The sequence below is a fragment of the Pedobacter sp. GW822-FHT03F06 genome (genome assembly GCF_058801365.1).
On sequence record NZ_JBXANE010000010.1, the window covers coordinates 189,302 to 209,557 of the forward strand.

General features: G+C 37.7%; 23 protein-coding genes. 10 read left to right on the forward strand and 13 right to left on the reverse strand.

Features of this window, described 5'->3' with window-relative positions; translation table 11 throughout:
- The first annotated feature begins 29 nt into the window (after positions 1-29).
- The 8 genes from leuC (at position 30) to AC1RJ8_RS18215 (ending at position 8,607) form a co-directional block, all read left to right on the forward strand.
- Positions 30-1,442 (forward strand): 3-isopropylmalate dehydratase large subunit, encoded by a 1,413-nt coding sequence (gene leuC / locus AC1RJ8_RS18180; protein WP_492954801.1) that lies wholly within the window; start codon positions 30-32, stop codon positions 1,440-1,442.
- A 25-nt stretch (positions 1,443-1,467) separates the two neighbouring features.
- The gene (locus tag AC1RJ8_RS18185; protein ID WP_492954800.1) at positions 1,468-1,821 is read left to right on the forward strand and encodes an antibiotic biosynthesis monooxygenase family protein; all 354 of its coding nucleotides are present in this window, start codon (positions 1,468-1,470) and stop codon (positions 1,819-1,821) included.
- Between the two features lie 121 nt (positions 1,822-1,942).
- Entirely contained in the window at positions 1,943-2,530 is a 588-nt protein-coding gene (gene leuD / locus AC1RJ8_RS18190) for a 3-isopropylmalate dehydratase small subunit (RefSeq protein ID WP_492954799.1), read from the forward strand.
- Positions 2,531-2,649: 119 nt separating this feature from the next.
- Entirely contained in the window at positions 2,650-4,119 is a 1,470-nt protein-coding gene (locus AC1RJ8_RS18195; protein WP_492954798.1) for an ATP-binding cassette domain-containing protein, read from the forward strand.
- 110 nt (positions 4,120-4,229) lie between these two features.
- Positions 4,230-5,321 carry a 3-isopropylmalate dehydrogenase gene (leuB, locus tag AC1RJ8_RS18200; RefSeq protein WP_147224934.1) on the forward strand — a complete coding sequence of 364 codons (1,092 nt, stop codon included), beginning with the start codon at positions 4,230-4,232 and terminating at the stop codon, positions 5,319-5,321.
- 10 nt (positions 5,322-5,331) lie between these two features.
- Entirely contained in the window at positions 5,332-6,492 is a 1,161-nt protein-coding gene (locus tag AC1RJ8_RS18205) for a 2-isopropylmalate synthase (protein WP_083488690.1), read from the forward strand.
- A gap of 270 nt (positions 6,493-6,762) precedes the next feature.
- Positions 6,763-8,013, forward strand: a complete 1,251-nt coding sequence (gene ilvA, locus AC1RJ8_RS18210) for a threonine ammonia-lyase IlvA (RefSeq protein WP_492954797.1) — start codon at positions 6,763-6,765, stop codon at positions 8,011-8,013.
- Positions 8,014-8,256: 243 nt separating this feature from the next.
- Positions 8,257-8,607 carry a cupin domain-containing protein gene (locus AC1RJ8_RS18215; protein WP_492954796.1) on the forward strand — a complete coding sequence of 117 codons (351 nt, stop codon included), beginning with the start codon at positions 8,257-8,259 and terminating at the stop codon, positions 8,605-8,607.
- A gap of 189 nt (positions 8,608-8,796) precedes the next feature.
- Here AC1RJ8_RS18215 and AC1RJ8_RS18220 read toward each other — a convergent pair whose 3' ends face one another.
- On the reverse strand, positions 8,797-9,357 hold the full coding sequence (locus tag AC1RJ8_RS18220; protein ID WP_492954795.1) for a DUF4230 domain-containing protein: 561 nt from the start codon (positions 9,355-9,357) through the stop codon (positions 8,797-8,799).
- A 136-nt stretch (positions 9,358-9,493) separates the two neighbouring features.
- Between AC1RJ8_RS18220 and AC1RJ8_RS18225 the strand changes: the two genes are divergently transcribed.
- Positions 9,494-9,904: a hypothetical protein gene (locus tag AC1RJ8_RS18225; protein ID WP_492954794.1), complete on the forward strand. Its 411-nt coding sequence runs from the start codon at positions 9,494-9,496 to the stop codon at positions 9,902-9,904.
- Between the two features lie 64 nt (positions 9,905-9,968).
- Here the strand turns inward: AC1RJ8_RS18225 and AC1RJ8_RS18230 are convergent, their stop codons facing one another.
- Entirely contained in the window at positions 9,969-11,177 is a 1,209-nt protein-coding gene (locus tag AC1RJ8_RS18230) for an ATP-binding protein (RefSeq protein WP_492954793.1), read from the reverse strand.
- A 92-nt stretch (positions 11,178-11,269) separates the two neighbouring features.
- Complete coding sequence (locus AC1RJ8_RS18235; protein ID WP_492954792.1) at positions 11,270-12,262, reverse strand: ABC transporter ATP-binding protein; 993 nt, start codon at positions 12,260-12,262, stop codon at positions 11,270-11,272.
- Between the two features lie 132 nt (positions 12,263-12,394).
- Here AC1RJ8_RS18235 and AC1RJ8_RS18240 point away from each other — a divergent pair, with 132 nt between their 5' ends.
- Positions 12,395-12,559, forward strand: coding sequence for a DUF6364 family protein (locus tag AC1RJ8_RS18240; protein WP_184463623.1), 165 nt, complete (start codon positions 12,395-12,397; stop codon positions 12,557-12,559).
- Positions 12,560-12,811: 252 nt separating this feature from the next.
- Here the strand turns inward: AC1RJ8_RS18240 and AC1RJ8_RS18245 are convergent, their stop codons facing one another.
- From AC1RJ8_RS18245 to AC1RJ8_RS18290, 10 genes are all read right to left on the reverse strand, one after another.
- Positions 12,812-13,597 carry an outer membrane beta-barrel protein gene (locus AC1RJ8_RS18245; RefSeq protein WP_492954791.1) on the reverse strand — a complete coding sequence of 262 codons (786 nt, stop codon included), beginning with the start codon at positions 13,595-13,597 and terminating at the stop codon, positions 12,812-12,814.
- Positions 13,598-13,691: 94 nt separating this feature from the next.
- A complete protein-coding gene (locus AC1RJ8_RS18250; RefSeq protein ID WP_492954790.1) occupies positions 13,692-14,447 on the reverse strand; it encodes a hypothetical protein in 756 nt (251 codons plus the stop codon).
- Positions 14,428-14,961, reverse strand: coding sequence for an RNA polymerase sigma factor (locus AC1RJ8_RS18255; RefSeq protein ID WP_492954789.1), 534 nt, complete (start codon positions 14,959-14,961; stop codon positions 14,428-14,430). Before AC1RJ8_RS18255 ends, AC1RJ8_RS18250 begins: the two co-directional genes overlap by 20 nt.
- Positions 14,962-15,350: 389 nt before the next feature.
- Positions 15,351-16,508 (reverse strand): lipid A deacylase, encoded by a 1,158-nt coding sequence (locus AC1RJ8_RS18260; RefSeq protein WP_492954788.1) that lies wholly within the window; start codon positions 16,506-16,508, stop codon positions 15,351-15,353.
- Between the two features lie 188 nt (positions 16,509-16,696).
- Positions 16,697-17,257 carry a CopD family protein gene (locus AC1RJ8_RS18265; RefSeq protein ID WP_492954787.1) on the reverse strand — a complete coding sequence of 187 codons (561 nt, stop codon included), beginning with the start codon at positions 17,255-17,257 and terminating at the stop codon, positions 16,697-16,699.
- A gap of 15 nt (positions 17,258-17,272) precedes the next feature.
- Positions 17,273-17,560: a type II toxin-antitoxin system RelE/ParE family toxin gene (locus AC1RJ8_RS18270; protein WP_492954786.1), complete on the reverse strand. Its 288-nt coding sequence runs from the start codon at positions 17,558-17,560 to the stop codon at positions 17,273-17,275.
- Entirely contained in the window at positions 17,548-17,727 is a 180-nt protein-coding gene (locus AC1RJ8_RS18275) for a hypothetical protein (protein ID WP_492954785.1), read from the reverse strand. Before AC1RJ8_RS18275 ends, AC1RJ8_RS18270 begins: the two co-directional genes overlap by 13 nt.
- A gap of 92 nt (positions 17,728-17,819) precedes the next feature.
- Positions 17,820-18,845 carry a uroporphyrinogen decarboxylase gene (gene hemE, locus AC1RJ8_RS18280; protein ID WP_492954784.1) on the reverse strand — a complete coding sequence of 342 codons (1,026 nt, stop codon included), beginning with the start codon at positions 18,843-18,845 and terminating at the stop codon, positions 17,820-17,822.
- Positions 18,846-19,036: 191 nt separating this feature from the next.
- Positions 19,037-19,552 carry a hypothetical protein gene (locus AC1RJ8_RS18285; RefSeq protein WP_492954783.1) on the reverse strand — a complete coding sequence of 172 codons (516 nt, stop codon included), beginning with the start codon at positions 19,550-19,552 and terminating at the stop codon, positions 19,037-19,039.
- Entirely contained in the window at positions 19,552-20,256 is a 705-nt protein-coding gene (locus AC1RJ8_RS18290; RefSeq protein ID WP_025146905.1) for a response regulator transcription factor, read from the reverse strand. The genes AC1RJ8_RS18285 and AC1RJ8_RS18290 overlap by 1 nt, the downstream gene beginning before the upstream one ends.

A 20,256-nucleotide genomic window follows, 5' to 3' on the forward strand; every position in this document is an offset into this window, starting at 1 on the left:
TTCCCCCTTTAGGGGGCTAGGGGGTTAAAATGTCAAAAACATTAGTAGAAAAAATTTGGGATGCTCACGTTGTAAAAAGTGAAGAAGGATTTCCTGATATTTTATACATTGATACACACTTAATACACGAGGTAACCTCTCCGCAGGCATTTGATGGTTTGCGCAAAAGAGGATTACCTGTTTTTCGTCCGAAGCAGACTGTAGCGACAGCCGATCATAATGTACCTACGTTAAATCAATTGTTGCCAATTAAAGAGGAGCTTTCGCGCTATCAGGTAGATATGTTAACGAAAAACTGTGCAGAATTTGGTGTGGAGCTTTATGGCTTAGGTCACCCTTTTCAGGGTATTGTGCATGTTATCGGCCCTGAATTGGGCATCACCTTACCAGGTAAAACCATGGTTTGCGGCGATAGCCATACCTCAACCCATGGTGCCTTTGGTGCAATTGCATTTGGTATCGGTACTTCGCAGGTAGAGCAGGTTTTTGCAACGCAATGTTTATTGCAGTCGAAACCTAAAACCATGAAAATTGAGGTAAACGGCGAGCTTGGAAAAGGTGTTGGCGCGAAAGACATTATCTTATATATTATTGCCAAAATCTCTGCCGCAGGCGGTACAGGTTATTTTATAGAATATGCAGGTTCGGCAATCGAAGCTTTAAGTATGGAAGCCCGTATGACGATCTGTAACATGAGTATCGAAATGGGTGCACGTGGTGGATTAATTGCACCAGATCAAACCACTTTCGATTACATTAAAGGAAGAGAATTTGCTCCTGCCGGCGAAGAGTGGGATAAAGCCCTGGCCTATTGGAAAACATTATATAGTGATGCTGATGCAAAATTCGATAGTGTTTTAACTTTCGATGCGGCAGATATTGCACCAATGATTACCTATGGTACCAACCCTGGAATGGGTATGGGTATTCACGAACATATTCCGGCCACTGGCGCACAACCAGAAAAAGAAAAACTTTCGTACCAGAAAGCGTTAGATTATATGGGCTTTGATGACGATTCTTCATTAATTGGGAAACCGGTTGATTATGTGTTCATTGGAAGCTGTACCAACTCACGCATTGAAGATTTACGCGAAGTTGCCGATTTTGTTAAAGATAAACGCAAAGCAGATAATGTGACTGTTTGGATTGTTCCAGGTTCAAAACAAGTTGAGCAACAAGCTAAAAACGAAGGTTTGGATAAAATTTTCGAAGCCGCTGGTTTCCAGTTACGCGAACCGGGTTGTAGTGCCTGTTTAGGAATGAACGAAGATAAAATCCCTGCAGGTAAATATTGTGTATCTACATCAAACAGAAACTTTGAAGGCAGACAAGGACAAAATGCACGTACCTTATTGGCCAGTCCGCTTACCGCAGCAGCAGCAGCCGTAACCGGAAAGATTACTGACGTAAGGGATTTTTTGGAGAAGGTTAACCCCTAAATCCCCTAAAGGAGACTTTAGCAAGATGAATAATAATATTACCAGCACTCAATTTAAAGCCCCCTTAAGGGGGTTGGGAATTTTAGAAGTTGCCATATTAAATGTAAAAGCCGGGTTATCGGCTGATTTTGAAAAAGCTTTTAGCGAAGCGCAAAAAATCATTTCTTCGATGGAAGGTTACATTTCGCATCAGCTTCAAAAATGTGTGGAGGTAGAAAATAAATATATCCTGCTGGTAAACTGGAAAACACTGGAGGCACATACCAAAGGTTTCAGGGGATCTGCAGAATACCAGGATTGGAAAAAGTTATTACATCACTTTTATGATCCTTTCCCAACAGTTGAACACTTTGAGATGGTAGAGGGTTGTAGGGCTTAAGGCGGAGGGTAAAAACTTAGAGCATAAAATTACCAGGATTAAGCAAAAGGCTTAAAGATTAAAGATAAAAAGTGGAATACAAGTCTCGCTACTTGGTACTCCCTACTTGATACTAATTGACATGAAAAAATTCACAAAATTAACATCGGCAGTAGTGCCTTTAAATATAGAGAACATCGATACCGATCAGATTATCCCTGCGAGGTTTCTAAAAGCGACCACCCGCGAGGGTTTTGGCGAAAACTTGTTCCGCGATTGGCGTTATGAAAACGATAACCAGCCTAAAGCTGATTTCGTAATGAATAACCCAACCTACAGCGGTCAGGTTTTAGTAGCTGGAAAAAACTTTGGTTGTGGCAGTAGTCGCGAGCACGCTGCATGGGCTATTCAAGATGCTGGTTTTGATGCAGTAATCAGCAGTTTCTTTGCCGATATCTTTAAAGGAAATGCTTTGAACAATGGTTTATTACCCATTCAGGTAAGTGACGATTTTTTGGCTCAGATTTTCAAAGCGGTTGAAAACAATCCAAAATCGGCCCTAGAAGTTGATCTGGAAAATCAAACGGTTACCATTCTAGAAACTGGTGCTCACGAATCGTTCGAGATCAATCCTTACAAAAAATCATGTTTGATAAACGGTTATGATGATATCGATTTCATCTTAGCCCAAAAAGAATTAATCACAGAATTTGAAGAAGGTAGAGGGTAGAAAGGTTGAAGGCCTGAAAAAGGTAAAAGACTAAAGCAGAAAGACCAAAACAGAAAGACTAAAGTAAAAAAATCAGTGTAATCGCCTAATCAGTGTAATCATCCCGAAAGGAAAAAATAATGTTTAAACCATTTGTCTATATACAAAACCTAAACTTAAGTTACCGCAATAAAGCGGTGCTAAAGGATTTGTATTGGGAAGTAAATGTGTGCCAAAACTGGGTTTTATGGGGTGAAAGTGGCAGCGGAAAAACTTCTTTGGCTAAAGCCATTGCAGGTTTAATTCCTTCACAGGGCAGTATTGAAATCAATTACGACGCCCAAAGTAAATTACCGGCCGAAGTTTTATTTGTAGAAAGCTGGTATCAGTTTAAAAACCTCGAAGGTGTTGCAAACTTTTATTATCAGCAACGCTACACTAGCTTACAGGCCAATGATACTTTAACTGTACATGCAGAACTGGTAGCTTACGGCAAAGAAAAAGGACTTCATTTCGATTTGGTTGAACCCATTTTAGAAGCACTGGGCTTTACTACTTTTGCCAGTTCACAGCTAATCGAATTATCAAGCGGTGAACATAAAAAACTGCAGTTGGTTAAAGCCTTATGGTTAAAACCTCAATTGTTAATTATCGATCAGCCTCATACCGGTTTAGATAAAGCATCGCGCAAAAACCTGAATACGCTTTTGGATCAGATTACAGCAGAGGGTGTACAATTAATTTTAATCTGTAATGATTTAGAATTCCCTGCAAGCATCGATTGTTTTGCGGAGATTATAGACGGGCAGATTGTAACCTCATTTTCAAGAGAAATTGGAGATCTTCCACCTGAAATACATAAAAGGAAAATCCCCGCTTTTTTAAAGGAGTCGCCAATTTACTCATCAAATGATATGGTGAAAATGGTTGATGTTAACATCAGTTATGGCGAAAAACAGGTGCTGAAAAATATCAACTGGGAAATTAAAGCTGGCGAAAAATGGTTATTGCAGGGCCCTAATGGCTCTGGAAAATCCACTTTATTGAGTTTAATAAATGGCGATCACCCGCAATCTTATGCCAACGAGCTTTATTTATTTGGTAACAGGCGTGGAACTGGCGAAAGCATTTGGGATATTAAGCAGCACATTGGTTTAATATCACCAGAGTTTCATTGGTACTTCGATGCCACTTCAACCGTTTGGAAATGTATTGCTTCGGGCTTTTATGATACCGTAGGCCTGTTTCAGCAATTGCCTTATACCAAAAGCGCACAAGTTGATGAGCTGATTGAATATTTTGGATTAGCCGAAAACAAAGATGAATTATTAACCGCACTTCCACTCGGCAAACAACGATTGGTATTATTAGCGCGAACAATTATAAAAAATCCGGAACTATTAATTCTGGATGAACCTTGCCAGGGTTTGGACCAACAGCAAACACGGTATTTTAACCAATTGGTTGATGAATTGTGCAGTAATGGGATGACCTTAATTTACGTTGGCCATTTTGAATCGCAGCTGCCAACCTGCATAGAAAAAAGAATATTGTTAGAAAAAGGCGAGGTGAAAGTCGTCGAAAGTTTAAACACAGAAATATTAAGCTGATGCAAGCTTAGCCACTGAAACACGGTGAACACGGAAACAAAATTTTTCTGTGATTTCTGTGCCTCCGTGGTAACCAATAAGCAAATTGCAAAGCAAAAGAGGAGTCAACAATGAAGAAGAACATTTTAGTAATACCTGGAGATGGTATTGGGCCCGAGGTTACCACTTGGGGAAAAGCAGCATTAGAGAAAATTGCCGAAATTTTTGGCCACGAATTTGTATTCGAAGAAGCTTTAATGGGCCATGCGGCTATTGAAGTTACTGGCGAGCCTTTGCCAGATGAAACTTTAGAAAAAGCAAGACAAAGTGATGCTATCCTTTTTGGCGCAATTGGTCACGCCAAATACGACAATGACCCAAGTTTAAAAGTTAGACCAGAACAAGGCCTGTTAAAAATCCGTAAGGAACTGGGTTTATTCGCTAATCTCCGCCCGATATTACTATTTGATGAACTTCTTCAAGCATCGAGCATTAAACCGGAAATTTTAAGAGGAACCGATATTTTGTTCTTCCGCGAATTAACCGGGGATGTATACTTTGGTGAAAAAACCCGCTCTGAGGATCGTAATACGGCTTCAGATTTAATGATTTATCACCGCTATGAAGTAGAACGCATTGCACATAAAGCTTACCAGGCCGCACAGCAACGTAACAAAAGATTATGTTCGGTAGATAAAGCTAATGTTTTAGAAAGTTCCCGCTTATGGCGCGAAACCGTTCAGGAAATTGCCAAACAATATCCTGACGTAGAAACAGAACACATGTTTATCGATAATGCAGCCATGCAGTTGATCAAAAACCCTAAAAAATTTGACGTGGTTTTAACCGCCAATTTATTTGGGGATATTTTAACAGATGAAGCTTCGCAGATTGCAGGTTCAATGGGTATGCTGGCTTCGGCATCTGTTGGCGAAAGCACAGGTTTCTTCGAGCCAATCCACGGTTCGGCACATGATATTGCAGGTAAAGATTTAGCTAATCCATTAGCCTCTATCCTATCGGCAGCGTTAATGTTAGAAATTGGCTTCGGACTAAAAGAAGAAGCCAAATTATTGGTTGATACCATCGACCAGGTATTGAAAGAAGGTTTTAGAACACATGACATTGCCGACCAAAATACAAACCGATTTAAAGTTTTAGGCACAGCCGAAATGGGCAAATTGGTTCTTAAATTCTTATCACAAAAATTAATCACTTCCTAAACTTAAGATTATGATTCACGACCCGAACAAAGTTTATATTTTCGACACGACATTGCGTGACGGCGAGCAGGTTCCAGGCTGCCAGTTAGATACAAACCAAAAAGTAGAAATCGCTAAATCACTTGAGCTTTTAGGTGTTGATGTGATTGAAGCTGGTTTCCCGGTATCTAGTCCTGGAGATTTTAATAGCGTAATTGAGTTATCAAAAGCAGTTACCAACCCGATTATCTGCGCGTTAACCCGTGCAAATAAAAATGATATCGACGTTGCTGCAGATGCTTTACGTTATGCAAAAAGACCACGTATCCACACTGGGATTGGTTCATCCGATTTCCACATTAAACATAAATTTAACAGCACCCGCGAAGAAATCTTAGAACGTGCTGTTGAAGCAGTAAGGTATTCGAAAAAATTTGTGGAAGATGTTGAATTCTATGCAGAGGATGCCGGCCGCGCAGATATCGAATTTTTAGCTAAAATGGTTGAAGCAGTAATTGCTGCCGGTGCCACCGTGGTAAATATTCCAGATACCAACGGTTATTGCTTACCAGACCAATATGGTTCGAAAATTCTTTTTTTGAAAGAGAATGTAAAAAATATCGATAAAGCCATTATCTCTGTGCATTGCCACAACGATTTAGGCTTGGCTACAGCCAACTCTATCGCAGGTTTACAAAATGGTGCCCGTCAGGTAGAATGTACCATAAACGGCATCGGAGAGCGTGCAGGCAATACATCTATGGAAGAAGTCGTCATGATTTTGAAAACACACAAGATTTTAGGCTTAAACACCCAAATTGATGCTACCCGTTTCTATGAAATGAGCCATATGGTGCGTAACCAGATGAATATGCCGGTACAACCAAACAAAGCAATTGTTGGTGGAAACGCATTTTCACATAGCTCAGGCATTCATCAGGATGGTTTCTTGAAAAACCGTGAAAACTACGAAATTATTAAACCAGAGGATGTTGGTTTCCCTGATGCAACCATTGTATTGACTGCAAGAAGCGGACGCCATGCCTTAAAACACCATTTAGACCGTTTAGGCCATAAATTGGAAAAAGATCATTTAGATATTGTTTACAAACAATTTTTGGTTTTAGCCGATAGTAAACAAGGTATTAACGATTACGATCTAAACCAATTGGTTGCTTTGCATTTGGCGTAAAAGCTGAAACGTTAAAGACTAAAGCGAATTGCCTTAGAAACTTTGAGGGGTGTCCCCCTTTGGAAGGGCAGGGGGGATTTAAGTTTGAAACACAAACCTTGCTTCCTAAACCTGATCCGATAGCTATCGGATGAAATGGGCATGAAGCGCAGTGGAATAAAATGTAAAGTAGGACTGCTGCAACCGATGGAACACCAAACCCTGCTTTACAAAAAAATACAAGTGAAATATTAGTCTCGATACTCATATCTCTCTTCTTGATACTAAATTATGAATACTACAACACCGAATACATTAGATTTTTTATCTGCATCGCAACGGTTAAAAGGCGTGGTAAAACGCACGCCTTTAGAGTTTAACGCCGGACTTTCTGCGCATTACAATGCCAATATTTATTTAAAGAGAGAAGACCTGCAGATTGTACGCTCATACAAATTACGTGGTGCCTACAATAAAATCAGCACATTGCCACAAGATGCATTAATTAACGGTGTAGTTTGTGCAAGTGCGGGTAACCACGCGCAAGGTGTGGCCTATTCATGCAAAAAACTGGGCATTAAGGGTGTTATTTTTATGCCAGAGATTACGCCGAAACAAAAGGTTAAACAGACTTACATGTTTGGTGGCGACAATGTTGAAGTGGTTTTAGTTGGCGATACTTTTGATGATTGTTTAAAAGAAGCTTTAGCTTACAGTGCAGAAAAATCAGCCACTTTTATTCCGCCTTTCGATGACGAAAAGGTAATTGAAGGCCAGGCAACGGTTGGTGTAGAGATTTATGAAGACCTACCTGATCTGGATATCATTGTAATGCCTGTAGGTGGTGGCGGTTTGGCATCAGGCGTGAGTGCTTACATGAAAACCGTTAAACCCGAAGTGAAATTGGTAGGTGTTGAACCATTGGGTGCACCATCAATGGTTACTGCTATGGAATTTGGTGGCCCTTTTACCTTAGAAGAGATAGATCGTTTTGTGGATGGTGCCGCTGTAAAAAGAATTGGCCATATCACTTACGAATATTGCAAGGAACTGCTTGATCAGATGCATTTAATCCCAGAAGGAAAAATCTGCACAACCATTTTAAAATTGTATAACGAAGATGCCATTGTGGTTGAACCTGCCGGAGCACTGTCTGTGGCTGCATTAGATCAGCTTAAAGACCAGATTGCTGGTAAAACGGTAGTCTGTATCGTAAGTGGTGGAAATAACGATATTGAGCGTATGCAGGAGATTAAAGAGAAATCTTTGCTTTTCGAAGGCTTGAAACATTATTTCATTGTACGTTTCCCACAAAGACCAGGGGCTTTAAAGTTATTCGTGAATGAGGTTTTAGGTCCACAGGATGATATTACCCGTTTCGAGTTTATTAAAAAAACAAATAAAGAAAATGGCCCTGCATTGGTTGGTATCGAGCTTTCTAATAAAAACGATTATGCAAGTTTATTACAACGCATGAAAGATTTTAAATTCGAAATTATCGAACTAAACCAAGACCAAACTTTGTTTGAATATTTGGTTTAAAAGTTTAACCGCAAAGGGCGCAGAGTTTTTCACAAAGCACACAAAGTATAATTTAATTCCTTTGTCATCCTGAGCCTGTTGAAGGATAACCGCAAAATCAAATCCGTCATTTCGAGCGAAGTGCAGCGAAGTCGAGAACCACGAAGTGCTCAGCGAAGCTAAATCTACCTCGAGACAGATCTCTCCATTCCACTGCGTTCCAGTCGAGATGACGATTTTTTTTTTAACGCAAAAATATAAAATATGAATTTCAAAGACTTAAGCAACAAAGCATTAATTTCTGACAGCGATATTGATTGGGAAGATTTAGGAGCAGGCGTTAAACGCAAGATTATGGCTTATGATGACCAGTTGATGCTGGTTAAGGTAGACTTTGAAAAAGACGCCATTGGCTCTATCCACAATCATCCTCACCTACAAATGAGTTACGTAGCAAAAGGAAGTTTTGAGGTTAGCATGGGCGATGATAAGAAAATTTTAAACGAAGGTGACGTTTTTTTTGCTCCGTCAAACGTATTTCATGGTGTGCTTTGCTTAGAAGCCGGATTATTGATCGATGTTTTTAATCCACATCGGGAAGATTTTTTGAAATAAGACCGAGGTTGGCAGTTCAAAGTGTAGTCATTTCGAGCGCAGTGCAACGAAGTCGAGAACTCGCAGGCTCAGCGAAGCTAAATCTGTCTCGAGATAGACCTCTCCCCTACACTGCGTTTCGGTCGAGATGACGGGATCTAGTGTGTCGATCGCTAGGAACCTTCCGCCTTAAACCTTTTACCTTCCACCTTATTCAAAGGTAAACCGCACATTCTTATAACCTAAACCTTCAATAATTGGTTTAAGTACGGTTGTAGCATTGGTTTTAGTCTGTGTTAAAATACTCGATTTTTTAACCTCAGCAGTTACCTGTCTTTCGGCCGCTTTATAGGCTTCATCTACCAAACCCGCTTCCCGAAAGAAAGCCATTTTTGTATCGTAAACACGCGAGTTTTTATGGTCGATTTTCACATAACATATTTCGGGCTGTGGTAAATTTACTACAGCTGTGTCCGCATCAATATCAATATCTTCACGCGTAATTTTTGTTAAATCGATACAGCCTACCGCTTCGGCTTTAACAATCAATAAAACACTGGCTTCCGGTAAAAAGTCTGTTTTATTTTTGTGTTCTAAAACATCGCTGATCTGGTACCTTACCAGCTCCAATTTACCAATTGTCTCAATTTTTTCTACCAGAAGCTGATGTTTGCTTTCTACAGAGGTATTAATACTAAACTTTTTGGAGATAAATAAATACCCTGCTACGACTAAAATTAACCAAGGTAAGAGACGAAAAAAGAGCTTCATATTTTTAAAAAATAGGGTACCAATATTTGTGTATTTAATCTGTTGCACAATAATTAATCCATAAATCTTCAATTATTTTTTTTTGGCAACAGATTTGTAATACCAATATCACACACACAAATAAACACTAATCAACATGAAAAAACTTACCATCTTAATGCTTTGCATTGCCACACTAGGTCTGGCTTCCTGCAAAAAAGACACGATTGTTCAACCGGGCAATGCCATTTTAACTGTAGTTAAAGATATATCTACTAACGCGTGGGTATTAAGCAATGACGGAAAAACATTTACTGCAGATATTTCTGTTCCGGAAATAGATCAATATCATATTGATAATGAAGGCACCTTAGTTTACATTTCTTACAATAGCGGTGCAAGTTATATCGCGTTACCATTTGTTTATAATGTTGATGCATACAGCTTCGAAGTATATAAAGGCGGGGTATCTATCGATGTCCAAAGTTCAGATTACCAGGCAACAACTCCGATAAAACCTACATCAACAGTAAGGGTAAAAATAGTTCTTGTTGGAAACGATTTATAACTAGTATTTAAAACTCCAAGAAACGACTGATGTTCAATTGAACGTGGTCGTTTTTTTTTATGTTCTAATTTTCCCACATTAAAAAGTCGCGGATGTAAACATGTTGTATCCCTTGATATGTATTCCCATTAAATTGACTATTGGTAATTACATATTTTGGATAGTTGTTGTCTATCAGAAGCAAGTTTTCAAATTCACGCTTGATGGTTGACTCATCTTCTAATTTTAAGGCTACCTGGACATAAATAAATTCACGTTTGCGCTCACCAATAAAATCAATTTCCTTTGTATTCATTGTGCCAACTTTTATTTTGTAGCCCAAATATAGGAGATGATTATATACTACATTTTCGAGTAGTTTGCCTAAGTCCTGCAGCCTATATCCAATAATGGCATTTCTAATGCCCGTATTTTCAAAATAAAATTTACTGCCTGTTTCAAAAATCCTTTTCCCAACAATATCATAACGGTCTACCTCATGAATAATATATGCATTTACCAAATACCCTGTATAAGTCTGTATTTGATTCGGTGCTATTTTTGTTTGTTGAGATTTAAGAAAATCACTTATTTTTTTGGCAGAAAACAAACTTCCAATATTATCTGCTAGGAAAAGAACAAGTTTCTCTAAGAAATTACTATTTCTCAGATTATATCTGGAAACAACATCCCTAAACAAAATAGTTGTATAAATGCTATTAAGATATTCAAAAGCCTGCTCATTTAAAGTTAAATTAATCAGATAAGGTAACCCACCATACTTAAAATAGTGCTCCATATTTTTGTCACTATTCTTCAATTTATGAAACAATAAAAACTCAGAATATGACAAACTGTAAATGGTAAACTCAACGTATCTCCCGCTTAAGTAAGTAGCCAATTCTCCAGAAAGCATTTTAGCATTGCTACCTGTAATGTATATATCATTATTTTGATCGAGTAAAAGTGATCTTAACGCTTTTTCAAAATCAGCAATATCCTGTATTTCATCTATAAAGATATAATTATGCAAATCAGGTTTTACTCTTGATAGGATGTAATCATTCAGATCATTTGCATTTCGAATAAAATCGAACTGTAAATCTTCTTTATTAATGTAAATAATATTTGCATCCTTATCCTGTCCAATAATATTGTTTATAATCTGAAAAATCAGATAACTCTTTCCAACCCTACGTTGCCCAGTTAATACCTTAATCAGGTTTTTACGTATGAAAGGTCGTATTTGGGATATGTATTTATCACGATTTAAAATGTCAGCTGGTATATTCATGTTATAATTATAATTACAATCATATCAAATATACTAAAAAGTTATAATTATAATTATAACTTTTTAATTAAAACATAAAACTATAACTACAATTAAAACTCCAAAAAACGACTGATGTTCAATTGAACGTGGTCGTTTTTTTTATGCTCTCCCTTGTTCAGTTGCAAGGCACGAATGTTCACGCCATTTCTTTCTAAAAGCAGTTCATCATAAAAGCCTTTGTAGTACACATCCTTTACCTCATAGCGCCTACTGCTCCAACTATTGCTTATTTCGGCCCATTCGGGGTAAAACACAACGAATTCTTTTTCCGTTTTTAAACCAATTTTTTCGGCATCGGCTTTCGATAAAACCACAGCATTGCCTAAAATCTGAGCGGTGTAAATGTGTTTTGGGTGCTGGTAAATTTCTACCGGTTTTCCTGTTTGCAGCAGTTCGCCATTTTTCAGGATCAGTAACTGGTCGGCCAGGAATAAACCATCGGCTGGATCGTGAGAAACCAAAATTACAGTAACACCAGTTTCGGAGGCTACCCGTTTGATATCGGCACGTAGCTGATTTTTAAGTAAGGCATCAACCTGGCTAAAAGGTTCGTCTAAAAGTAAAACCTGTGTATCAGCTACCATTGCTTTAGCTATGGCCACACGTTGCTGCTCTCCCCCACTCAGCTCGATAATTTTTTTGTTCTGGAGTGGCGAAATCCGGAGATGTTCCATAATCTGGAGCGTTTTTTCGGCTTTCGTTTTAAGATCGGTATTGGAGAGTTGTGAGGCAATATTATCGTAAACTTTCGCATAAATATTCAACGAAAAATCCTGCGTAACCATTTTCATCTGCTTATGGCCTGGAATGAGTTGTTCATCAGGGCCTTTAACCCTTTGATTTTCGAAAAAGATTTCACCTTCATCGGTTTTCAGCAATCCGTAGATGGATTTAAGTAAAGTCGATTTTCCACTTCCACTCTCTCCGATTATGGCCACTACATCGCCTCTTTTGATCTCGAAACTTACATTTTTAATCCCCCCGGCCTGTTCTGCCTGATATTGCTTGGTTAAGTTTTTAACGCTGATTATGGTATTGCTCACACGGTAAAGATAATAAAAAGGTGGAGGGTTTTGAGGTGGAAGGTATAAGGTTAAACCCGGTGTAATTGTTAATATTTTATTTAGAAATTCAGCGAAACTGTATTTATCTTTAAATCAACAAAATACAAAGACATGAAAGCTAAAATCACACTAACACTTGATGATGCTGTTATAGAGCAGGCCAAAATTTATGCGCAAGAGCAAGGTATAAGTTTGGATGAATTTATAGAGAATTGCTTAAAATCTTTAATCGATGAGAATAATCTTACCAAAACTTTAGAACCTGAATTCGATTAATACTTATGTATTTCGATCAGTTTTTTCCCTCTTTTTCTAACGCGATCGTCACCCTGAATTTATTTCAGGGTCTTTCATGCTAAAAAGATGTTGAAATAAATCCGATAGCTATTGGATCAGTATAAGGAATCGATCTGGACTAGACGTTTTTAAAACACTTTTAACAACTAATTACTGAATTTAAGCTCATATCAAAAAATCCTGTCTCGCCTAACCGAAACAGGATCTGTCTTATTTGTGTGTTGCTGTGTTTTAGTTTAATCCGAAGGTAACCCCAAAGCTCATGTTTTTCAAGCCAGCTTGTTGAGCGGTAGTAAACATATCGTTAAAGTAATATTTGGTAAATAATCCTATACCACCATAGCCAAATCTAACTGTACCACCGTAACGAACTGATTGAAAGTGGTAGCTATCGTATTGTTTTTCTTTACCACGTTCTTCACTTACCTGTTTAATTTTTCCGTTTAGCAAAAAGCTAACCTCCGGACCTAAAACCAGGTAAAATCTTTTGCTGTTTTTGTTTTCGCTGGTACGGAATTCGAAGTTTAAGGGAATATGTACATAACTGCTCGAGAAACGGTTTTTTGAAAAATGTACAGGCGCCTGATCGGTATATACAAATTCGTTAGAATTTTTAGCAATAGTAATGTCTTTCCGCAAACGGATCAATGTCCAGTCGAACCCACCGGCTACATAAACCTTAAAGTTTGAATTAAAACGGTAGCCTAATTGCAGAACATCGAAAGAGAAAGTACTGGTTTTACCACCTTTATAATCCAAAAAATCGTTGTTTGGAGATAAGTTGAAGCTTCCATTATCGATTAACCTGGAGAAACCTAAATCAACCCTGGTAAAAGTAATTCCGCCCACAAAACGGCCTTTTTTAACTGAATCTGTAGATTTGGTTTTAATGATGATACCATGTCCTTCACTATAATCCATTTTCTTTTTGGTACTATCTTGTTGTGCAAAAGCACCTGGAGCCATAACACCGGCAAGCCCGCTTACCAAAAGTGTTGTATAAATTAGACGTTTCATATATGTGTGTTTGTTATGTTAATTGTTGTAAAGTTTAAATGTTTAATGTTAGACACTGTTAACTGATAATTGCCAACTGATCATTAAAAACTGTTTATTTCTTATTCCGTTTACCTATTTTAAATGGGCCAATATTGATCGATGCCAAAGAAGAATCATCATCATCTGTACGGAACTGGATCAGCTTATCTTTTCTTTTGTCCATTTTATTAACGATGAGGTTTACCACATCACCAACATTACGGATACCTTTATTTTGTTCGTTATCGTTAACAGGTTCATCCGTTTTAACTGGCGTTGCAACAACCGCAGTTACAACCTCTTCTTTTGGCTGTAAAATCGCCTCTTCAATTCTTGTTTTGATATCCTTTTTAGGTTCTTCTACTTTAGCCACAATTGTTTCTTGCTTTTGCATTTCAGGGGCTGTAACTATGCGCGGTTGCCCTATAACAGGCTTAACTTCTCGTTTCACCTTCGTTTTGGCAATAGCACTTACCACCTTAGGTTGAACTGGCACAACTGGTGCGATATTTTCAACTGGTGCAACAATTGTAGCCGACGAATCTTTAACAACGGGCTCTTGTACCACTGGTTTCGTTTTTTTAATCGTGTTACTGGCCAATTGTTTACCTCCACTGCCGGTATTTTGCTGTTGATAAACCAAAATCCCAATCGTAGCGATCAATAATACAGCGGCCGCAGACAACCAATAAATCGGTATGATTCTTTTTTTCTTAGGTGTTATTTCGCTTTCAATATTGCTCCATAAATCCCTCGAAGGTGTTACTTCTGCATCAGCAAAAGCATCTTTAAATAACTGATCGAAATCCTTATCCCGTATAGGTTGCATAACCAAATCCCTCCATTTTAATAATTTCTTCTTTTAATATTGCCCTTGCTCTCGACAGTTGCGATTTACTCGCGCCTTCTGTGATCCCAAGTGTTTCTCCAATTTCTTTGTGCGAATAACCTTCAATTACGTACATGTTAAAAACCATGCGGTAACCATCTGCCAATTTTTGTATTGCCTTCATTAAATCCTGCATCCCTAAAGTGCCAAAATCAAATCCCGTTGACGGTTGCTCGTAAGCTTCATCTATTTCTACAACATTTAAGCTGCGTAAATTTTTACGGTAACTTTCAATTGCAGTATTCACCATAACCCTTCTAATCCAGCCTTCAAAAGAACCATCGCCCCTGTACTCTTTTATTTTCTGGAAAATTTTAATGTACCCCATCTGCAGTACATCTTCTGCTTCCATCCTGTCTTTGGCGTAGCGCATACAAACGGCCAACATCTTCGATGCTGTTTGCTTGTAAAGCAACTCTTGCATCTTCCGGTCGCCAGCTTTGCAGCCTTCCATCAAATCGTTTATCGTATAGCTCCGCGTCAATTTCATTGTGTGTTTGTATATAGAAGATGGCGGATTACAAACAATGGTTGCATGAGGTGAGAAAAAAAGTTAAATAAAGTTAAAAACAGAATCATATCTATTGACTATCAAATAGATATGATTAAAATATTTTTTAAGAAAGATATAGATTTTTATTTGAAAATGAATATTCAGCATTTCATCGGGAGCAGCGGTCCCGCTATCCGCTTCAAAGCCTTGGTTCGTTCCTCACCTTCGTGTTTTTCGCTGTTATCGGGTTTAGTTGGCAGGGACAATGCTTAAATAACAAACCCCGTAGGTTTTAAAACCTACGGGGTTTGAAATTGTATGAACTTAATCACCCTCAACCTTTCCACCTTCTACCTTCCATCCTTTTTCACCTTAAACAATTTAAAATCCTGTTTGTAGGTTAAAAAGAATGAATGGTTAAACTGAAGTTGTTTATCGGTATTGTCTAAATCGATATGCGGTTCGAAACGAACATCAAGGTATAAATGTGGAATTAACTCTTTTTGGTAAGCATAACGCAATGAAACAATATTTCTTGCACTCTGCTTTAAGCCCGGACTGTACAGATTATCTGAAACCGATTCATAAAGCGGCATACCTTTAATTGAAATAAAGTTATTGCCTTTCCAATAAGAAGCCACCAAACTGCCCCATTTACTTTCTACACCTGCATTTAACCATAAACCAAAGCCACCTTCGTAAGCTTTTCTTTTATCAGGTGAAAAATCTTTATACACCGCAATATAATTGTCGGTATACACCTGTTTAATGTTGGTATTAATTGCTTTGTGCAGTTTTAACCCAGTCGCACCGTTAAACATGGTGGTAATGGGAATTTCTTTTAGCACATCAATCTGCCCACCTTGATGGAAAGCCAAAAATTGGGCAGGCAAACTAAATTTCCATCCATTACCTTCTGCAATGGTGCTTTCGGTAGATAAACCACCAATAATTTCTTCTTTGGCAGGATCACCCTTATAAATCATTTTCTGCCAGGCTATCCAGGCATCTAAAGTAAACTTCTTGCGCTCAACCAATAACTGTGTTCCATATTCAATTGGTGTGGTTAGGGTTCTTTCGAAATCGTATAATGGTTCGATGTACTTATGCTGAATATTACCTTCTAAACTTCCAAAAATTAAAGTAAGATTTCTTTTATGGTATTTTACACTGAACAAAGGCTTTGCATCGGAAATTCCGTTCCGCCCGAAATCCTTTCTGATAAAAGCACCAGCGGTAATCGCCAGATTAGGATGCGCGTAATAAACAATTTGAGGCTGCAACTGTGTTCCGTACAATGTATAACCATCGTGAAAATCGTTGGTATACTCGTAATTACGAACGTAGTTTAAATTATAAAAGTTGAAGTGAACCTCGTTGGTTAAGCTGCTATCGGGACGGATACGATTTTCGAAAGCCGATTGATTAAACTGTGCCGAAGCGAAATAAGTACTAAAAAGAAAAGATATTAAGAGTAAGGTCTTTTTCAGACCCGTAGATGTAAACATGCGCTTGAATTTTATCGCCCAAATTTAGAATAGTTTTTGGTTTATTTAACCGCGAAGCACGCGAAGTTTACGCAAAGAAAACAAAGTAATTTATTCAATTAACCACTAAGGTGCAAGAACACAAAGTTTTTTAATACTTTAATTACAAACAATATTCTTGATGCCCAAGTGACTTTGTGGCAAAATGATTATTCACCACGCTTTTTACGATAGTTCTTGTACAGCTTAACCCCAATCATAATGGCCATAGCTACACCCATTATACCAATTAAACCATAAATCCAGTTAATGGCACTTTTAAGGATGACCACAAATACAATGGCGATCATAAAAATGGTAGCAAGCTCACGCCATAACCTCAACTGAAAGCTGCTTAGCTTATATTGATTGTTTTTAAGCTGTTTAACGATGTTTTGGCAGATGAAATGATAAATGAGTAAGCCAACAACAAAACCTAGCTTAACCCACATCCAATCAGCTTGAAGCAAACCTTGGTTTAAAGTCAGCATAGATACACCTGCCAAAACAGAAATGATCATGGCTGGGGTGGCGATAATTTTCCATAAAGTAGCCTCCATTTTAACAAACTGTTTCTGGAGGATACTTTTTTCAGGTTCGGGCTTATCGTTTGCCTCAGTGTGGTAAATAAAAAGACTAAGGATATAAAACAATCCCGCCATCCAGCTAATTACAAATACAATGTGTACTGCAAGAAAATAGTAGTAATATGGCTGTAAGGTTTCTATCATTTAATATTTAGAGGATTATAGAAAGGGTTGAGCGGCATGATGAACGGTAATGATCTCAACAGTATCAATTCCCTTATCGAAAAAATAAATAATCCGGTAATTACCTTCTATAAGTTCACGGATTGCTTCATTATCTCTTTCAGGAACGATCCTTCCCAATTCGGGCATTTCCTTTAAAATTTTAGGTTTGTTAAAGAGTTTCTTAATTATAGCTGAAGCAAAGTTATGAGAATACTGACTATGAAAATTTGCAATATTATTTAAATCATCAATGGCTATTTCTGTCCAGACTATTTTAGCCATTTCTCTAATTTTTTCTCGGCCTCCTCTTCAGAATAAATTTTACCCGTTTGAACTTGATTCAATCCTGCATCAATTTTTTGAAGTAATAAAATCCTTTCAATTAATTCATCTGCAGAAAATTCATCTGGCATCTCTTTCAACGTATCTATAACTTCGATCTTCTTCATTAGAAAAATTTTAGGATAAGCTCTAGCCCTTATATATCCAAATATAACAATTTGTATTCGCTGTTCAAAGTCCCCTTTAAGGGATTTAGTGGTTAATACCTAAACTCCTTAACCACCTCAATTGCATACTTCACATTATCGAAAGGAATATCTGGCATTATACCATGTCCTAAGTTGAAGATAAAACCTTCAGTACCACGCATGCGCTCGAACAATTTATGGATCTGTGCTTTAATTACTGCTTTATCAGCATATAAAATATGTGGATCTAAATTTCCCTGTACAGCAATACCTTTTGGCAAAGCATTTTTAATATTCAATAAATCAGCATTCCAGTCAACCGAAATTACATCTGGTTTAGCTTCTGCCATAATCGGAGCAAAAACCGAACTTCCTTTACAGAAAGAAATAACGGGAATATCTTTTCTGTTTAAGTTGGCAATGATTTCCTGAATGTAACGGTGAGAAAACTCCTGATAATCATTCCATGATAAGGCAAGTGCCCAGCTATCAAAAATCTGAACAGCATTAACGCCAGCAGCAATCTGAAGATTCAGGTAATCGGCCGTTACTTTTGCAATTTTAGCCAAAAGTTTGTGTGCCAATTCTGGCTGATTATGTATAAAGAGCTTGGTTAATTTAAAATCTTTAGAAGAACCTCCTTCAATTAAATAACTCATTACGGTAAATGGCGCACCTGCAAAACCGATCAATGGAATTCTGCTATCCAATCGTTGTTGAATCACTTTAATCGCATCAGCAACATACTGCAATTCGTCCAGGCAATCAACAGTTAAGTTTTCGATATCTTTAGCGGTACGCACCGGATTTGCAAACTTAGGTCCAACGCCTTGAGTAAAACTCAAATCACCACCCATAGCCTCGCCGGTTACCAAAATATCACAGAATAAAATCGCGGCATCAATATCCAACAAATCAACGGGTAACATGGTCACATCTGCAGCAATTTCTGGGTTTTTACACATCTCTAAAAAAGAGTATTTGTTTTTAATTTCCCAATATTGTGGCATAAAACGACCTGCCTGACGCATCATCCATACTGGTGGGCGTTCGGTTTGTTTTGAAAATGCTGCGTCTAAAAATAAGTTATTCTTCATGATTTGTATCTGGTGCCGCGTATCGTCACCCTGAATTTATTTCAGGGTCTAACTAAGGAAAGATGCTGAAACAAGTTCAGCATGACGACCGAGCTAAAATTTTAATTTTGCAAAGGTATAAATAAAAAAAAAACGAAGTACCTTTTTATTCCTAAACTGGTGCTTCGTTATTCAAAATGACAATATTAATATTATAATTTGCTTATTTCTTTTTCAATTTTAACGATAATGTCTTTCGAGCGTTGCGTTTCGGCAAGTTCTTTCGCCAATTTCGTATAAGCTTCTGCCCTTTCTTTATCTTTCTTCCGCAAAGCAAGGTTAGCCAAATGGATCAATACGTACGATTTTTCATTTTTACCTCCCACAGGAAAGCGGCTAGCCAACTGAAAGTGATACTCCGCCTTATCGTAGTCTTCTTCCTTCAAAGCCATATTGCCCTGCATAAATTCGTAATAACCCCTTCGGCTTTTGGCCAAGCGCTCTGGCTTAACCACCTCTGCCAATAGGGTTTTGGTTTTTCCGAATTCGTTATTCTTAAAATGTTTCGATGCCATTAAAACTGAACTGTGCTTAAAATGACTCCAAACAACAAAGGCAAACAACAGCCCTGAAACAGCTGCCAGCTGATATTGATTGTAAAATACACAAACAAATGCAGCAAGCAAAAAAACTGCCATTAAAGCATATCTGCCCTTATTATTGTACATTAATGACTATCAGTAAATTTATAGCCTACACCACGAATTGAATGGAAATAAACCGGATTTTTTTGATCTGGTTCGAAATACTTGCGGAACGTTAAGATGAAGTTATCAATCGTTCTCGTTGATGGATAAACATCATAATTCCAAACGGTTTCTAAAATCTGCTCTCTAGAAACGGCATCGTTTTTACGCTCGATTAACAGTTTCAACAACATCGTTTCTTTTTTGGTTAATGGTGTAATGGTACCATCATCGTGTTTTAATTCGAAAGAGTTAAAATAAATTGTTTTATCACCGATTTTGTAAGAATTCAATTCTTTTAAATCATCAGATTTTAAACTGCGTTTAACCAAAATACCCACACGAAGAATTAATTCTTCTAAGTTGAAAGGTTTAACCAAATAATCGTCAGCTCCTTTTTTCAAACCTAACACACGGTCTTCCGACGTGTTTTTAGCTGTTAAAAACATAATTGGAACTTCTGCATTCTCTAAACGGATTGTTTCGCAAACCTGGAAACCATCCATTTCAGGCAGCATTACATCTAAAATAATTAGATTGAAGCGTTCTTCTTTAAAAATTTTAAGAGCGGTTTTGCCATCTTTAACGGCGTGAACTTTATAACCCTCAAGTTCCAGGTTTAATTTGATAGCATCTAACAAGTGATCCTCGTCTTCTACCAATAGAATTCTTAATTTTTGTGACAT

Excerpts from the sequence above, each read along its gene's own strand:
- AC1RJ8_RS18255 (WP_492954789.1), bottom strand. The coding sequence starts at position 14,961 with ATGGAAGGCTGCAAAGCTGGCGACCGGAAGATGCAAGAGTTGCTTTAC.
- AC1RJ8_RS18225 (WP_492954794.1), top strand. The coding sequence starts at position 9,494 with ATGAAAAAACTTACCATCTTAATGCTTTGCATTGCCACACTAGGTCTG.
- AC1RJ8_RS18240 (WP_184463623.1), top strand. The coding sequence starts at position 12,395 with ATGAAAGCTAAAATCACACTAACACTTGATGATGCTGTTATAGAGCAG.
- AC1RJ8_RS18195 (WP_492954798.1), top strand. The coding sequence starts at position 2,650 with ATGTTTAAACCATTTGTCTATATACAAAACCTAAACTTAAGTTACCGC.
- AC1RJ8_RS18260 (WP_492954788.1), bottom strand. The coding sequence starts at position 16,508 with ATGTTTACATCTACGGGTCTGAAAAAGACCTTACTCTTAATATCTTTT.
- leuB (WP_147224934.1), top strand. The coding sequence starts at position 4,230 with ATGAAGAAGAACATTTTAGTAATACCTGGAGATGGTATTGGGCCCGAG.
- AC1RJ8_RS18265 (WP_492954787.1), bottom strand. The coding sequence starts at position 17,257 with ATGATAGAAACCTTACAGCCATATTACTACTATTTTCTTGCAGTACAC.
- AC1RJ8_RS18290 (WP_025146905.1), bottom strand. The coding sequence starts at position 20,256 with ATGTCACAAAAATTAAGAATTCTATTGGTAGAAGACGAGGATCACTTG.
- leuD (WP_492954799.1), top strand. The coding sequence starts at position 1,943 with ATGAAAAAATTCACAAAATTAACATCGGCAGTAGTGCCTTTAAATATA.
- AC1RJ8_RS18205 (WP_083488690.1), top strand. The coding sequence starts at position 5,332 with ATGATTCACGACCCGAACAAAGTTTATATTTTCGACACGACATTGCGT.
- AC1RJ8_RS18270 (WP_492954786.1), bottom strand. The coding sequence starts at position 17,560 with ATGGCTAAAATAGTCTGGACAGAAATAGCCATTGATGATTTAAATAAT.
- AC1RJ8_RS18185 (WP_492954800.1), top strand. The coding sequence starts at position 1,468 with ATGAATAATAATATTACCAGCACTCAATTTAAAGCCCCCTTAAGGGGG.
- AC1RJ8_RS18285 (WP_492954783.1), bottom strand. The coding sequence starts at position 19,552 with ATGTACAATAATAAGGGCAGATATGCTTTAATGGCAGTTTTTTTGCTT.
- AC1RJ8_RS18230 (WP_492954793.1), bottom strand. The coding sequence starts at position 11,177 with ATGAATATACCAGCTGACATTTTAAATCGTGATAAATACATATCCCAA.
- AC1RJ8_RS18245 (WP_492954791.1), bottom strand. The coding sequence starts at position 13,597 with ATGAAACGTCTAATTTATACAACACTTTTGGTAAGCGGGCTTGCCGGT.
- AC1RJ8_RS18250 (WP_492954790.1), bottom strand. The coding sequence starts at position 14,447 with ATGCAACCTATACGGGATAAGGATTTCGATCAGTTATTTAAAGATGCT.
- AC1RJ8_RS18220 (WP_492954795.1), bottom strand. The coding sequence starts at position 9,357 with ATGAAGCTCTTTTTTCGTCTCTTACCTTGGTTAATTTTAGTCGTAGCA.
- ilvA (WP_492954797.1), top strand. The coding sequence starts at position 6,763 with ATGAATACTACAACACCGAATACATTAGATTTTTTATCTGCATCGCAA.
- hemE (WP_492954784.1), bottom strand. The coding sequence starts at position 18,845 with ATGAAGAATAACTTATTTTTAGACGCAGCATTTTCAAAACAAACCGAA.
- AC1RJ8_RS18215 (WP_492954796.1), top strand. The coding sequence starts at position 8,257 with ATGAATTTCAAAGACTTAAGCAACAAAGCATTAATTTCTGACAGCGAT.
- leuC (WP_492954801.1), top strand. The coding sequence starts at position 30 with ATGTCAAAAACATTAGTAGAAAAAATTTGGGATGCTCACGTTGTAAAA.
- AC1RJ8_RS18275 (WP_492954785.1), bottom strand. The coding sequence starts at position 17,727 with ATGAAGAAGATCGAAGTTATAGATACGTTGAAAGAGATGCCAGATGAA.